13 protein-coding genes are annotated in these 15,627 nt (G+C 56.7%); 5 read left to right on the top strand and 8 right to left on the bottom strand.

From position 1 onward, the window contains the following. Positions 1 to 881: porin (locus B145_RS0111305; RefSeq protein ID WP_026259051.1), on the bottom strand; the 881-nt coding region annotated here is incomplete at its 3' end. A gap of 316 nt (positions 882 to 1,197) precedes the next feature. Further along, on the bottom strand, positions 1,198 to 2,343 hold the full coding sequence (locus tag B145_RS0111300) for an AraC family transcriptional regulator (protein ID WP_018607408.1): 1,146 nt from the start codon (positions 2,341 to 2,343) through the stop codon (positions 1,198 to 1,200). A 210-nt stretch (positions 2,344 to 2,553) separates the two neighbouring features. Between B145_RS0111300 and B145_RS0111295 the strand changes: the two genes are divergently transcribed. Then, positions 2,554 to 4,659, top strand: a complete 2,106-nt coding sequence (locus B145_RS0111295; protein WP_157288377.1) for an alpha,alpha-trehalose-phosphate synthase (UDP-forming) — start codon at positions 2,554 to 2,556, stop codon at positions 4,657 to 4,659. A gap of 92 nt (positions 4,660 to 4,751) precedes the next feature. Here the strand turns inward: B145_RS0111295 and argG are convergent, their stop codons facing one another. Beyond that, positions 4,752 to 6,092 carry an argininosuccinate synthase gene (gene argG, locus B145_RS0111290; protein ID WP_018607405.1) on the bottom strand — a complete coding sequence of 447 codons (1,341 nt, stop codon included), beginning with the start codon at positions 6,090 to 6,092 and terminating at the stop codon, positions 4,752 to 4,754. A gap of 172 nt (positions 6,093 to 6,264) precedes the next feature. Between argG and B145_RS0111285 the strand changes: the two genes are divergently transcribed. Beyond that, positions 6,265 to 7,296 carry a 5'-methylthioadenosine/S-adenosylhomocysteine nucleosidase gene (locus tag B145_RS0111285; RefSeq protein ID WP_018607403.1) on the top strand — a complete coding sequence of 344 codons (1,032 nt, stop codon included), beginning with the start codon at positions 6,265 to 6,267 and terminating at the stop codon, positions 7,294 to 7,296. Positions 7,297 to 7,304: 8 nt separating this feature from the next. Here the strand turns inward: B145_RS0111285 and B145_RS0111280 are convergent, their stop codons facing one another. After that, a complete protein-coding gene (locus B145_RS0111280; RefSeq protein ID WP_018607401.1) occupies positions 7,305 to 8,207 on the bottom strand; it encodes a DUF2145 domain-containing protein in 903 nt (300 codons plus the stop codon). A gap of 9 nt (positions 8,208 to 8,216) precedes the next feature. Beyond that, entirely contained in the window at positions 8,217 to 8,672 is a 456-nt protein-coding gene (locus tag B145_RS0111275; RefSeq protein ID WP_018607399.1) for a hypothetical protein, read from the bottom strand. Positions 8,673 to 8,970: 298 nt separating this feature from the next. On the opposite strand from B145_RS0111275, the gene B145_RS0111270 reads away from it, so the two are divergent. After that, a complete protein-coding gene (locus B145_RS0111270) occupies positions 8,971 to 10,275 on the top strand; it encodes a hypothetical protein (protein WP_157288376.1) in 1,305 nt (434 codons plus the stop codon). Between the two features lie 205 nt (positions 10,276 to 10,480). After that, positions 10,481 to 11,632, top strand: coding sequence for a type IV pilus twitching motility protein PilT (locus tag B145_RS0111265; RefSeq protein ID WP_018607397.1), 1,152 nt, complete (start codon positions 10,481 to 10,483; stop codon positions 11,630 to 11,632). A 72-nt stretch (positions 11,633 to 11,704) separates the two neighbouring features. Here B145_RS0111265 and B145_RS0111260 read toward each other — a convergent pair whose 3' ends face one another. Continuing rightward, a complete protein-coding gene (locus B145_RS0111260) occupies positions 11,705 to 12,832 on the bottom strand; it encodes a M14 family metallopeptidase (RefSeq protein ID WP_018607396.1) in 1,128 nt (375 codons plus the stop codon). Continuing rightward, on the bottom strand, positions 12,829 to 13,623 hold the full coding sequence (gene yaaA, locus B145_RS0111255; protein ID WP_018607395.1) for a peroxide stress protein YaaA: 795 nt from the start codon (positions 13,621 to 13,623) through the stop codon (positions 12,829 to 12,831). Before yaaA ends, B145_RS0111260 begins: the two co-directional genes overlap by 4 nt. 779 nt (positions 13,624 to 14,402) lie before the next feature. Here yaaA and B145_RS0111245 point away from each other — a divergent pair. Then, positions 14,403 to 14,705, top strand: a complete 303-nt coding sequence (locus B145_RS0111245) for a hypothetical protein (RefSeq protein WP_018607392.1) — start codon at positions 14,403 to 14,405, stop codon at positions 14,703 to 14,705. Between the two features lie 316 nt (positions 14,706 to 15,021). Here the strand turns inward: B145_RS0111245 and B145_RS0111240 are convergent, their stop codons facing one another. Further along, positions 15,022 to 15,621: a peroxiredoxin gene (locus tag B145_RS0111240; RefSeq protein ID WP_018607391.1), complete on the bottom strand. Its 600-nt coding sequence runs from the start codon at positions 15,619 to 15,621 to the stop codon at positions 15,022 to 15,024. Between the last annotated feature and the right edge of the window lie 6 nt (positions 15,622 to 15,627).

Below are 15,627 nucleotides of genomic sequence, written 5' to 3'. Positions count from 1 at the left end.
CCCAGGTTATAGGCCACCACGAAGTTGGTGTTCTTTTCCTTGAAGGCGCCTGCAGCCGTACCGTCACCACCCTTGTAGATGTTGTAGTTCATGCCGATCTTCAGGCCTTCGATCGGGTGGATGCTGATCGAATGTTCTTGCCAGTGCATGCCGTTGCTCAGGCCTTGACCAAAGGTGGTGCGAGCACGTTCGTGGGTGGACAGCGTCCAGTTCACCAGCTTGCCGACAGCGCCCGTCACAGCCAGCGCACGTACGTTACCGCCGTTAACCGCCCCGGTGGCGCCATTGTCCACGTTGTTGGCACCCGTCGTCTGGTTGTCACCAAAGACGAAGTTGGCCTTGGCGCGGAAAGCAACCGGGCCGAGGTTGAACACGGGGGTGTCATATTCAGTAGCACGGCTGCTCAGGGAGGAGACGCGCTTGGCCATGACGCCGTACTTGACGATTTCCAAGTCCTTCACGTTAACCATGTAGGGCTTTTCTTCGTAATCCCAGTACTGTTGGCTCACCAGGTTCATCACGCCCCAGCGCAGGTTGCCGTACGGGGAGGTCAGGTACAGGGCCTTCTTATCGTTGCTGGTGATACCGGTCTTGCCTTCTTCAACGGTACCGAAGCGCAAGTCCAGGTCAACCATGGCGTTCCAGCCCGGCATCAGGTCTTCCTTGGCCTGCACCGTGATACGGGAGGTGGAAGCAGAGCCGTCACCCAGGGTTTCAGTGGTCTTGGCTCCGCCATACGTGCCATCAGCAGCGTCCGAGAGGGCTGTGTGCTTGAACTGGTAGCCAGCGTCGTACTTGCCGCCGATCTTGACTGTGGCTTCTGCGAAGGCTGCGCTGGACATCAGGCCGAGAACGGCCAGAGCAATTATTCTCATCTGCATGTGTGTTTCTCCCGATATAGGTATAAAACGCTCGCTCCAAGACAGGCTTAATGCCAATTCGTCACTGACCGAAGGGATCAAGGTTTACCCTCTTGGAGAAGAGGTCAGGCATTTGTACCCATAGCCTGGGGAGGCCTCAATTTCGATATTGGCGCACAGGCATTGCGAAATCCGCTCACACGTAGCGGAAACATGAGGACTGACAAACACTTATCGCAAGAAAAATTATTTATGGACGCATGAGAAAAACCACGACCAAAGACATAAGGTGTTGTACTGATGCAACAAATAATCGGTCTAGCCACTTGTCCTTGGTTTAATCATCTGCATCGGTATTACCTGCGGCAAACTCCTTGGGCGAAGTGCCAAACTCTTTTTTGAAAACGTAGTGCATGTACTGCGCGGTCTTGAATCCGCTCTGCCTCGCCACATCAGCCGTTGCCATGTCGCCGCTGCGCAACAGGGTTTTGGCCAAGGCGATACGCTGGCGGAAGATTTCATCGTGGACGGTACTTTCCAACTGCTTGAGGAAAAGGCGCTCCAGCGTTGCGCGAGAGACCCCTACATGGTCTGCCACCTGCTGGGATTTGATGCTCTGCCCGAGGTTTTGCCTGATAAACCCCAATGCCGCGTAAAGTGTGCCCGGCGCCTTGCCCGAAGAGTTGGCAAGGTGCAACCCCTCGGGAGCAATTGGCGTGTACATCGGCGTGGCTTCGTCTGGCATCTGTATCCGTCGATGCAACAGCTCCGCCGCAGTCTGGCCGATACGGTCATGTGGTTGTCGCACCGAAGAGAAATCGATCGGCGATAATGCAGCAACCAGCGGATCGTGATCGATGCCTACGATTGAAATATCCTGCGGAATGTCACGACCAAGCTGTTGGCACAAACTCAGCAGTTCCCTGGCGCTTGAATCATTCACGGCAACAATGCCTGTACGAAACCCCAGGCGTCTGATCCAGGCCATGGTCTTAAGCGCTTCCTCAGCGGAATTGGCTGGCGCATCGCCTCCTTGCCAAATATCGGCCTGCGGCCCGAGCAGCTGACGAAACGCCGCGATCCGTTCCTGGGCCCACGGCTGCTCTCTGTAACGGGGCCGGGAATAAAATGCCATTCGTGTAGCCGATGTTTCCCGCAGATGCCCCACTGCCTCAGCAACCAAAGCAGCATTATCGGGGTACACCAGTGGCACCGCGCTTTGCGGTGCGGCAGTCAGCGCAGGGGCAACGTACACACAGGGCACATTGCCGGGCATTGCTGACATTTCTGGATGCACGCTCTCGGTATCCAGAATATATCCGTCCGCCCCATCCAATGAACCTGCCAGCGCATTGCAGATCGTCATCCGCCAATCAAGCTTGCGAGATTTGACATACGCCCCCACACCAGCCAGCACTTCTCTACTGAATGGGCCACGGGTATTGAAAACCAGAATAATCTGAAGAGGGCGCTTGACTTTCATGCTCAATCAAGGCGATAAGTGCCTATTAAGCGCATTATATGAGACAAGCTGCGGTTCTTGCGCATTGCACCGCACCATAATCTTCGCGGCCATATTTCTTTCATGACATTTTTTGTCCGTCTACCGGTATTGCTACTCTTCCTTGTCTCCTTGACATTGATTACTGTGGCGTCCTTTTACGCTGTCAACCACCTGACTTTCAGATGGGCTGTGCGAGACATCACTTTACGCGGCGCGGTGCTGACAAACGCATTCTCAGACACAATCAGCCATGCCCTGGCCAAGCAGGAAGGTGAACGTATTGAGGCACTGTTCGAACGTGCAGTACAGGATGAAAAGCTGATCGCCATCGGCTTCTGCTCGCCAACAGGCGCCCTTCGCTACCAGACCACAGATTATCCGGTCTGGATGAGTTGCCAGACGGCGCAACTCATCCAGCAAGAGGAGCGGCCACAGATCACGCTGGGGTCAGAAACCGCACATGTCGGCGTGTTTCCAGTCAAAATCGACAAAGACAATATTGGCGAGCTGGTCATCATTCACAGCCTGGAATTTGCCAAAAATCGAGTCTCTACATCCCGTCAGCATTTGTTCATCGTCATCAGTTCCCTGACGGTTGTATGTATCCTGATCATGGCTTTGGTACTGCGTCAGCACCGGCGCTACTGGTCTCTCAGCCTGCAAAGACTGCTGCATGAAAGCAATACTGCAAACACCCCCTCTGCCCCCTGGATGCATGACCTGCGTACCCACTTACGTGATATTGAAGACAGTTGCCGACACCTGGGGACACAGGCACACCTTGTCTGGGATGCGGAGCGTCTCCAAGCCCTTCTGAAAGGCAAGCTCAGCGGTGAACAGGTCATCGCGCTATCCAACCATCAACCTTTCAGCCACATCCGCACGGCAGAGGGCATACAAGTCATACGGCAGGCCAGCGGCCTCATCTCTGCGCTGGAACCCGTGCTGAGTGCATGCGGTGGCACCTGGATCGCGCACGGCAACGGCACGGCCGACGCAGAGAAAGTCGACAATCACGATCGGGTAGTCGTCACCGGAGGCGCAGGCGGATACACCTTACGGCGCCTCTGGCTCAGTGCGAAAGAACATACGGGCTACTACGCCGGATTCGCCAATGGCGGCATCTGGCCACTTTGTCATATGGCCCATGTCCGGCCTGTTTTCCGTGAAACGGACTGGCAATACTACCAGAGAGTCAATCAACGCTTTGCCGATGCTGTGCTCGAAGAAGCACGCTGCAAAAATCCCATTGTCTTGGTTCAGGATTACCAATTGGCCCTGGCACCTGCCATGATCCGGCGGCATCTGCCAGATGCCACCATCATCAGCTTCTGGCACATCCCCTGGCCAAACGCCGACGCTTTCAGCATCTGCCCGTGGCGTCATGAAATACTTCAGGGGCTATTGGGAAGCACCATTATCGGCTTTCAGACCGCAGGCCATCGCCAGAGTTTTCTGGCCTCGGTGGATCGGTTTCTTGAAGCGCGCATCGAGCATGACCGTTCCAGCGTCTTCTGCAACGCGCGTGAAACACTGATCCAGACCTATCCCATCTCCATCGCCTGGCCCGCACAACGCCCACCCACTACCTACCTGCAGGACAAGTGCTTAGAGCGCCTGAAGATTCCCGCAGACAAAAAGATCATTCTGGGCGTAGATCGCTTTGACTATATCAAAGGCATAGAGGAACGCCTGCTGGCTTTTGAACACCTATTGGACAAGCATGAAGCCCTGCGCCACATCGTACACTTTGTGCAGATAGCCAGCCCCACCAGGGATATGGTACGGGACTACAGCAGCTTCCAACAGCGCGTGCGTGCGCTGGTCGCACACATCAATGCCCGTTTCACTACCAACGGGCAAACACCAGTCATCACCTTCATCGAAGCTTACCAGGATGCGGATACACTCTGCGCCCTATATCGCTCCGCTCAGGTCTGCGTCGTCAGCAGCCTGCATGATGGCATGAATCTGGTCAGCAAGGAATTCGTCGCTGCGCGCGAGGACGAACAAGGTGTGCTGATTCTAAGCTGCTTCACAGGCGCGGCCCTGGAATTGCGCGAAGCGCTCATCGTCAATCCCTATCTCATGGAAGAACTCACAGACGCCATGCTGCAGGCCTTGCAGATGAGCGAAGCCGAACAAAGGGAACGCATGATCTGTCTGCGACAACAGGTGCAGGATGCCAATGTCTTCAACTGGGCGGCGAACATGCTCTCGGACGCCGAGCGCTGGCGCCTGCGCGAACGCGCGTATGACAGAATCAAGCGCTACAGCCATCTCCAGGCGGGCTGAGACCAAACAAAGCTTACTGAAAAATAGCGCCTTGAAATGCCGCACACAAAAAAGCCCACATCGCTGTGGGCTTTTTGAAAGGGCAAGTATGCTTACTTCTTGTCGCCCGTCAGCAGCGGGATGCTGCCATCGGCCTGGCTACCGAGCAGACCAGAGCGGGTATAGACGCCCAGTTTCTGGCGCGTATCGATGATATCCAGGTTGCGCATGGTGAGCTGACCAATACGGTCAGCCGGGGAGAACGGGGCATCTTCCACCTTTTCCATCGACAGACGCTCAGGCGCGTAGGTCAGGTTCGGGCTGGACGTATCCATAATGCTGTAGTCATTGCCACGACGCAATTCCAGCGTCACCTCGCCCGTGATGGGACGAGCCACCCAGCGCTGGGCGGTTTCGCGCAGCATCAGGGTTTGCGGGTCGAACCAGCGGCCCTGGTAGAGCAGACGACCGAGCTTGAGGCCATTGACGCGGTATTGCTCAATGGTGTCCTCGTTGTGGATGCCGGTGACCAGACGCTCATAGGCGATGTGCAGCAGTGCCATCCCCGGGGCTTCATAGATGCCACGGCTCTTGGCTTCAATGATGCGGTTTTCGATCTGGTCGCTCATGCCCAGGCCATGACGGCCACCAATGGCGTTGGCTTCGGCAAACAGCTCCACCACGCTAGCAAAGCTATGGCCGTTCAACGCGACGGGCACGCCTTCCTCGAAACGCACCGTCACGGTCTCAGGCTTGACCACCACGTATTCACGCCAGAAGGCCACGCCCATAATCGGCTTGACGATGTGCATGCCGTTATTGAGGAACTCCAGATCTTTGGCTTCGTGGGTGGCGCCCAGCATGTTGGAGTCGGTCGAGTAAGCCTTCTCCACGCTCATCTTGTAATCAAAGCCATTGGTGATGAGGTATTCGCTCATCTCCTTGCGGCCACCGAGTTCATTGATGAAGTCCTGATCCAGCCAGGGCTTGTAGATCTTCAACGCCGGGTTGGCCAGCAAACCATAGCGGTAGAAGCGCTCGATATCATTACCCTTGAAGGTGGAGCCATCGCCCCAGATGTTGACGCCATCTTCCTTCATCGCCACCACCAGGGCGGTGCCCGTTACGGCGCGGCCCAGCGGGGTGGTGTTGAAATAGGTGTTGCCCCCGCATTTGATGTGAAAAGCGCCGCACTGGATGGCTGCAATCCCTTCGGCCACGAGCTGCGGACGGCAGTCGATCAAGCGGGCGATCTCGGCCCCGTAAGCAAGCGCCTTGCGGGGGATTTCTTCGTAATCGCTCTCGTCGGGCTGGCCGAGGTTGGCGGTGTAGGCACAGGGGATCGCGCCCTTCGAACGCATCCAATGCACAGCGGCACTGGTGTCCAGGCCACCGGAAAAGGCAATCCCGACGCGCTCACCGGCAGGAATCTTCTGGAGAATGGTTGCAGCCATAGGAACTTATCTCACGCAAAGCAAGGGAAACTTCCATTCTACCCCGTAGCCACCCACCCCGGGGCATTTAAAAAGAAGCCCCGGCTCTGCTCCCGCCTGGGCATCCAGAAACCATTTTGCCATCCGCCTCACGATAAAATACCGCCACACCACAATCCAGTAGAGCCCAGAGATGATGACACCATTGCGCCAATCCCTGCTGCCTTGCCTGCTCGCAGCCGCAAGCATGTTCTTCAGCAGTACCAGCCACGCAGCCCCACCACCTCACCAGGGCTGCCTGAGCGAATGCACACCCCGTATCGGCATCGTCTCTGCCTTTGGGGCGGAGGCGGATATCCTGCTGGTGCAAACCCAGGGCAAGCGCGAATGGCAGGTCAACGGCAACCGCTTCACTACGGGCACCCTGCGCGGCAATCCGGTGGTGATCGTGCTCTCGGGCGTGAGCATGATCAATGCAACGATGAACACGCAATTGATGCTGGATCACTTCCGCATCGAACGCCTGATCCTCAGCGGCATTGCCGGGGGCGTAAATCCTGCCAACCATGTGGGGGATGTGGTGGTGCCCGAGCGCTGGGCCATGCCGATGGAAATTTACTGGAATGGCGATGGCAGCACGCCTGCGGCCTGTGGCAAACCGGGGGATATCGAATGCTTGGGCCTGAAGCTCGCCCGGGATGCTGATGGCAAACCCTTGCCAGCGTGGCAGGCAGGCCAGGAATCCACAGGCATGTTCATGCGTGAGAATTTCGTGATGAATGCCGACAACAGCCCCAAAGGCGAATTCCGCTTCGATTATGTGGCGGACCCTCGCATGCTTGCCGTCGCCCGTGGTCTCTCTTTGGCGCTGGATCAATGCGGCCCGCGTGAGCCCAAGCAATGCGTCAGCGAGCCGCCCGTGCTGCGCGTAGGCGGCCGTGCAGCGTCTGGCACCGCCTTCCTCGCTAACCCGGCTTACCGCAGCTATCTGTACGATACCCTGCAAGCAGAGGCCATTGACATGGAAACCGCCGCATTGGCCCACGTAGCCTATGCCAACAAGATACCCTTTATTGCCTTCCGTAGCCTGTCGGACCTCGCGGGCGGAAACGACTTCAAGGATGTGGGCGCTTTCTTTGGCAGCGGTCTGGCCGAAACGAACGAGGCAAAAGTCACGCTGGCCTTTCTGGAAGCCTGGAAAAAGCAGGATCAACAGAAAAAATAAGCGCCGCCTTATTGCAACTGCATCACCTGATCCGTAGGTTCGGCCACGCATTTGGCATCCAGCCTGCGCCAGCCCTTGCGGATCACCACGTGCGTGTCTTTCAGGCAGATTTCCAAACGCGTGGCCGCTGGCACCTGTTGATGGACAAAATCTTCCACGGCATCCGGCATGCTCAAAGAGACTATGCCTTCCGCGAGTTCGTTGGCGGGGTGGTCATCCCGATTCACCAGCGGCACAAACCAGCTTGCCACATCGAGAAACGGCCCCAGCCTGATCTGAGTAGGCTGGTAGCCCTGGGCCTTGAGCCAGCCTTGTGCGGCAGCACGCCGATCCGGCGCCTCTAGGGAAATATTGCCCCAGGCATATGCCAGCAATTCCAGCGCCCACTGGTTGCAGTTCTGATAGCGGGTAGAAAACGGGTAGGCATTGGCACTGTAGGTCTGCCCCAAAAGCGACAGTGCGACCGGTTTACTATGCGCTTGGACGGCCAGCCGACGCTCTTCATCTGGCGGCAAGAACACCATGGAGATGAAGGTAGGCAAGTCTTCTTCATTGCCAAGCAGAAAACCAGGGATGCCTTGATCATAAATTCGAGGGCGTTCGGCTGCGCAATCGAAATATAACTGGCGAACGGACCAGCCTTGTTGCACCTCATCTCGCAACATGACTCCAGCATGGGAATAGTGCAGACCGAAACGTTCCAAGTCAAAGCCCGAGCGGGAAACAACTACAGCCTGTGCCGCAGTTTCATCCAGAATATTTTCGACCAGATGCCCGAAACGCAGCATCCGGTCGGTTTGCACCAGATTCGCCCGGGCAGGCTGATCGCAGTACGACCAACTCGCCGCCTGCCCTGCTGGCACCAGCATCAAAGCCAATGCCACCCCCAAGCAGGCTTGGCGCCAAGTCATCCTGGGGACTCAGCCGGTAATCGCTTGGGGCAGAATCTGCTTGCGCCAAGCCTCGTCCAGCACCAGCGCAAACGGACTGGACTTGCCTTGGCCAAACACGGCCACGCCGTAGGGGCGTAGCTTGGCCGACACAATATCGCCCTGGCGGATCTGGGCCTGCTCCACATCGGCAGCCACCACATAGAGATAAAACCCTTCGCCCGCAGCAGTTTCATCCACCGGATGCAAGGTCAGGCGCAGCTTGCCCGCTTCCTGCGCCTGGGCGACATCAACCACTTTATAGTCCCCCTCGGCAAGATTGAGCAGCTTGGCCGAGCTTTTGCCTACCGTTGAACTTGCGGTGGAAATACCTTCAACCGTAGCGGAAATGCTGTCCGACACAGAGATCATGGACACCGATCCGGCATAGGCCGAACCTGAAACCAGCGCCAGCACAGCCAGCCACTTCTTGGAAATTTGCAGCATGATAACGACCAATACAATGAGACTCACTGCCACAGAGTGTATTACATTCCGCCCGCACCTCCCGGATTTTCACCTGTTTTTGCCATCAAGCCCCTGCCTCACCCGCCTTGCCCCCAACATGCCCGAGGGTGCGTACTTCCCAAAAGCCACATGGCGCACGGCTCATCTCTCCGCCAAACTGGATCAAGCTTGGCAAATATCACACTTGCGTATGCGCAGCCACCACGATCCCAATCAGGCCCGCTATGCTGGTTTCGGCACTGTCAGCCTGACTTGCCCCAACCAAAGAGAGATCATCATGCCCATAACAATACGTCGTTTCGCCCTGTTGGTACTCCCCACCACAGTGCTGGCAGCTTGTGCCAACCTGCCTAATGCGCCGACAACCAGCACCTTGACGGCTCCGCCCTCCTCTGTCTCCGTGATCACAAAAAGTGCCGGGGCGGCACCCGCCAGCCCCCGCAATATGGTGGTGGATGTCACCCCGCTGACGGAATTCAGCGATCTGGATAGCAAAGCGGGTCCGCAGGGGCAAGACTTTGGCAACACCTACACGCGGGTCACCATCTCCAGCACCATCAGCGCAACCAAGGACGGTGAAGAGGACCCGGTTTCGCTGCAATACCAGAAACGCAACGCCCTGTACCGCTACCTGCTGGGGAAGAAATCCGATATCAACCTGGCCGCCAACATCAAGGTGGGGGAATACGAGACGACCGCCTCACTCCTCACACTCAGCCATCAGTCTGACCGCAATGGTGAATTCTGGAACCGCAGCGTGGGGCACGAATTGCTGAATTTTCCGCTGTTCCTGATTCGGCCAGATGGGGATGCGAATATCCCGGAAATCAGCTTCGTCCTCTCCGGTAGCAGCGAGTATTCCAGCAACATGGCGGGCACGGCCCTGCAAATCGCCATCGCAGGCATCCAGCAGGTGTCCCCCGAGGCTTCCGTCCTCACCAAGCTCACCACCCAGGCCAGCAAGGACAAGGCGCAGGCCATCGACAAAGCCATCCAGAATCTGTTTGCCAACGGAATCAAGGAAACCCATGTCAGCCACCGGGATCTGCGGCGCTGGAACCCCAACGGCGGGGTGGCGGTGTTGTTGCGCATCCCCACCAAGGAAGGCAACTGGGATGTGAACTCGCTTGAAGAGGTGGGCACCTGGAAGATTTCCTTTGCGGCCCCTCGCCCGTCCATCTTTGCCGACTGGTCGATCTGCACAGGCGCCCAGCCACGCTGCCAACCCACCCGGGCAGCAGCCTTGCACGCAGTACATGCAGAAATCAACCCTGGACAGGTGCTCAGTTACAACCTGCTGCAAGGCAATTCTTCCTTGGGTTCCATCCGCAGCTACCTGCAACAGCAAGACTGGTTTGCCACAGCGATGACAGGATTCGGCAACCCGAACACAGATCAGAAGACCGCCGAGAATCTGTGCAAAAACATCGGGAATGCCATCACAAGCCTGGGACTCAACGGCGATGACGCCGATATCGTGATCTGGGCAGCGCTCAAAGCCATGCCCCTGACAGGTACAATCAATCCTGGCGCATTTACAGGCCCATACTGTAGCGCCGCCGTCACACGTGCTACCCTTTGATTGCTTGGCGCAACCGGGCCGCCTTGTGCCGACGGCCCGCAGCCCCAAAATAGGGGGACTTGGATACACAAGGCAACAACACAAACCGTTCGGCGGCTGAAGTCGGCCTTATACTTGCAATCTGCCGTAGAGCGCGCAAGGATTCTGCTCCAGATCAGGGGCGCTGTTGACGCGTCGGTGCTGTGCCAATTCGCCGGGGAAATCCATGGATTTATCGCATTACTCTTTGATTGAAACGCTCTCCCCTCTGGAAAACGATGATTTTCCGAGCAGCGGAACGTTAATCGAACAGATTCTCAGCCTGCTGAACTCCAACATCGTGTTCAGCGACATCATCATGCACCAGAACAGCCCGCTGATGCTGCGCCAGCCCAAGCGGCTCGTGGCGGTATCAGACATCCCCATCACCGGACAGGAGCTTGAAGAGTTCTTCGAGGTGATTGAACCGAACTGGGAAGAGCGCATTCTGGATCGCGCCTTTGACCGCGCCAAGGACCTCTACAGTGCCCGCCTGCGGGTCAACTGTTTCTCCTTCCATGGCCGCAAGCGCCTGGGCTGCGTGATCCGCCGCTTCCCGGCGGAACCGCTGTCGCTAGATGCGCTGGGGCTGCGCCAGAATACGCAGGAGCTGGCCAAACTCACCAGTGGGCTAGTGCTGATCGTGGGGGACACCTGCCAGGGCAAGTCGACCACCATCGCCTCGCTGCTGGACCAGATCAACAAGACCCGCTCGGGCCACATCATCACGATTGAAGACCCGGTCGAAACGCTGATCCCGCAACGCAAGAGCATCATCACCCAGCGTGAAGTAGGCGCCGATGGGGACGTGGCAAGCTATTACCTGGGTGCGCTGGATGCGCTGCGCGAGCGCCCGGACGTGATCCTGATCGGTGAAATCCGCGATGCGCAAACCGCACAGGAGGCACTGGCGCTCTCTGAAGCCGGGCCACTGGTGTTCGCCACCCTGCACGCCCGCACCACTGAGCTGGGTTTGCAGAAGATGCTGCGTCTGTTGGGCAACACGGAAGCACAGGCACAGACCCTGTCGAGCACCCTGCGTGGGGTAATCTGCCAAGCGCTGCTGCCCTCGCTGGAAGGGGACGCCTACCATCTGGCCACCGAATGCCTAACCATCACGCCGGAATCGGGCCATCTGATCGCCACCAACAATCTTGCGGGCATCCGCCCCTTGCTCGACAAGCTGACGCTGGAGCCGACCTCTGGCTCGCACGCGATGAACGACGACCTGCTGCGCCTGATCAAGGACCGCAAAGTCGCCGTGGAAGACGCCCGCCGTGGCAGCACCGACCCGGTGAAATTTGCCGAGGCTCTGCTCAAGCTCAAGAAGCCGCGCTGAACCGATTGAAGTCGTTTCATGGCCGGTCGCGCAGAGTTCAGTTGCTCTGTCCGACCGGCCATTTCAAATTCGTCAGCTCAAGGCGCGCAGGTAGGCCAAGATCGGATACAGAAATGCCGCCCCCAGGCACTTGCTGCGCTGCCCGCTCCAGCCATTGCGCAGATCAGGCAGATTGTTGTTGTCCTTGAAGGGCATTTCCAGCGTCATCGAAACGCAGCCAAAAGTATGCGGCACCCATTTTGAGGCCAGGGTAAGCAGCTCTTCGTCAAAACGATCCTCGGTATAACCGTGGATGGTCTGGAAATCCGGGCTGGCTGTCTTCAGATTCTCCAGAAAGGTGGCCTGCAAAGCCTTGTTGCGCTCACCATAGCCCGGCACCATGTGGCTGCCATCAATGAATACATAGGGCAGCGTTTCATCACCATGGATATCGAGGAACAGGTCAACACCACTGGCACGCATTGCAGCCTGGGCATGCACAACCTCCGGGCTGCGTTCCAGGCTCGGGTTCAGCCATTCACGATTCAGGTTGGCCCCGGCCGCATTGCTGCGCAGGTTCCCCAGGACGCTACCATCTGGGTTGATGTTGGGAATCAGATGGAATTGCGCAAGTTCGCGCACCTGCCGTGCTACGGGGTCGGCCACATCCAGCAGGCGTTCAACCAACCCCTCCATGAACCACTCGGCCATGCTCTCGCCCGGATGCTGGCGCGCCTGTATCCACACCGGATGGCTACCCTGCCCGATCTGGATGCGATCCAGATCACGCCCTTGCAGGCTCTTGCCGATGCTATCGACCGTCACCAAGGGATTCATCTGGCAGCGTGCAATAAAATCCAGGTGGCGCTCATGCGAATAAGGCTCAAAGTACGCCAGCCATACCGTATCTGCGGCGGGGGTGAAATCGATGGCGAGCACTTCCCCATTAAAGTCTGTGCCAGGAATGCGGAACCAGTTCTGGCGATCATAGCTGGCCACACAACGATAACCCGACCACCCCCCGGGGTAGCTGCTCTGTGCGGCGTTCTCGATCACCAAGCGCAGGGCCACACCGCGTACTGCATGCAGGCGGAAATGGAACCACTGGTAGAATTCGCTGTTGGTATCCTGCCGGATGCGCAGGCGCATATCCTGCGCATTGCTGGCATCCACCACTTCGATATTGCCACTATCAAACTCAGTGCTGATTGTAATGCTCATGCTTTCTCCACGCCATCACGGCGAAACACCCATTTGGCATCATCCGATGCTTTGGATTCAAACCTGTAGCCTTCCATGTCAAAATCCTTGAGCGCAGAAACCTTGCTCACAGAATTGACAATTGCATACCTACTCATCAAGCCCCGCGCCCGCTTGGCATAGAAGCTGACGATCTTGTAGCCATCTCCCTTGCGCTCTTCAAACACAGGGGTAATGACGCGGGCGGCCAATTTCTTGGGGCGCACCGATTTGAAATATTCCCCTGAGGCCAGATTCACCACCACGGCCTCCTCCTCTGCCTGCCCGAGCGCTTCAATCTGCTGATTCAGCGCCTGGGTGATGGTGTCCCCCCAGAACGCGTATAAATCCTTGCCACCAGGGTTTGCCAGCCTGGAGCCCATTTCCAGGCGATAGGCCTGCATCAGATCCAGCGGGCGGAGTACCCCATACAGACCCGAGAGGATGCGCAGGTGCTGCTGGGCAAAATCCAGTTGCGCGGCACTCAAGGACCATGCATCCAGGCCCTCGTATACGTCCCCATTGAAGGCCAGCACAGCCTGCCGCGCATTGGCAGGCGTGAAGGGGGGCGACCAATCCGCGTAGCGGGCCACATTGAGGGTCGCCAGTGGATCAGAAATCGACATCAGGCTGGCAATCTGGGCAGGCGTCTTTTCACGCAACACGGCAATCAGACGAGCGGCGGGGTCGAGAAAGTCCGGTTGGCTATGGGGGAGCGCTGGCACTGGGCGCTCAAAATCGAGACTTTTTGCGGGGGAAATGAGTATCAACATAATTTTTGTCTGCTTTGTCTATGAGTGACAAGCATGAATGATACCCACGCCAGCGCCAGATACACGGCTTGGCGCAAGGATTTGCCGATTGCCGGGAACTTCAGTCTCTTTGGTCATTTGTGCAACTTATAGCCGCATAAAACAAATATAAATTTCACCATATAAATCAAATAGATGAGGCAATCCAAAAGTCGATTTGGACAAAGCCCTGGGGTACTTAGATAATTCGATCAACAAACAAAATCTTAGCAAAACAAGGAAATCACATCATGAATGCAGCCCTTTACGAAGAAGACAGCCGTACCCCCAAGTACGTCACCATCGCCACCTGGGTAGCCGCCGTAGCAGTGGCCTACCTGCCGGTAATGTCGATGATCGCAGGCAACTGAAAAATCGCGCAGCCCCTGATGGGCCTGTACAGACAGATCCCCTCCCCCTGATCTGAACAGCCCATCACTGAAAACAAGTCACAAACAAGACCCTCTGCACCGAAGCAGGCAAAAGCCTGATTCGGTGTTGGCGCTCGCCTATTTCAAAAGCATAAAACAAAAAACAATAATTACCTTGGAATTTGCCGTTTATCGGTGCCACACGGCATCCGACAGAACGAAAAACCCTTGAATATCAGTACACATGCGCCTCTCGGGGATGATTCAAAGCTACTTATTATCAAATTTAAACTTTCAATTGGATCACTGCAGAATCCAATCCTAGTATTGAATCAACAAAGCCCCCGAGGCAAACACAATTCCCCCTAAATACATATAAGGAGTTTTACCATGAAAACCAATGAAGCATACGACCTGACAACACCGGACCGTGTATATGGCGAAATCTACGAAGCCAATGGCATGTACTGGGCCGAAGTGATCATGATGGAAGACGGCCTGGATTACGTTGTCGAGCAATCCGCCGACTTCGCTAACCGCGCACACGCCAAGGCTTGGCTGCTGGACCGCAAGCTCGCAGTCGCCCCGACGTTTGAAGAAGTGATGGCTGAGGTGTTCGCCAAGCTGGCGGTTGCCGCCAAGCGCGTGCGTGGCGCCTTCGGCTTCGGTGGTCGCATCCCCAGCGCCGCCTGATCAAAGTTCGTTGTAATCAAAAAGCCATGCCTGCATGGCCTCCGACTACCGACAAAGCCCTCCTTTGTGAGGGCTTTGTCGTATGCGGTTAAAATTATTTCATAGGCATACTTGCGCAGCGCAGCCCTCCTCCATCCAAACCGCCGTGCCTAAAAGGCAAGCGGGCAGCACTACATGTCACCCCCTTGTTTCGTTAAGTTCTGCAAACACCCCGCTATCCCGCCCAGAAAAACAAAACCCCCGAAAAATCCGGGGGTTTGTCTATGGTCTGAAAAGCCATGACCAAGTCATGACTTTTTACAGTGTGCATCAGCTATTACAGCGCCTTGGCATTTTCAGCGAGATACTTGGCGACACCTTCGGGGGAGGCATTCATGCCCTTGGCGCCCTTCTTCCAGCCAGCCGGGCAGACTTCGCCATGCTCTTCGGTAAATTGCAGGGCGTCGATCACGCGGATCAGCTCATCAATATCGCGCCCCAGCGGCAGGTTGTTGACCACCTGATGTTGCACCACACCGGATTTGTCGATCAGGAAGGTGCCACGGAAAGCCACGCCACCGGCGGATTCAACGTCATACGCCTTGGCGATCTCGTGCTTCACATCAGCCACCATGGTGTAGCCGACTTGACCGATACCGCCCTTGTCCACGGAGGTGTTCTTCCAGGCCAGATGGGTGAATTGGGAGTCGATGGAAACACCAATGACTTCGACGTTGCGCTTCTTGAACTCTTCCAGACGATGGTCAAAAGCGATCAGTTCGGAAGGGCAGACAAAGGTAAAGTCCAGCGGATAGAAGAACAGCGCGGTGTACTTGCCCTTGGTAAAACCAGACAGGGTGATGTCCTTAATCTCATTGTTGCCCAGCACAGCAGTAGCAGTGAAGTCGGGGGCTTGCTTGCCAACCAGAACGGCCATGATGAT

It is taken from the genome of Uliginosibacterium gangwonense DSM 18521 (assembly GCF_000373965.1).
In the GTDB taxonomy this organism is placed as follows: Bacteria; Pseudomonadota; Gammaproteobacteria; order Burkholderiales; family Rhodocyclaceae; genus Uliginosibacterium; species Uliginosibacterium gangwonense.
Note: the sequence above shows the minus strand (reverse complement) of the source record. Positions and strands in the feature narration are given on the sequence as shown.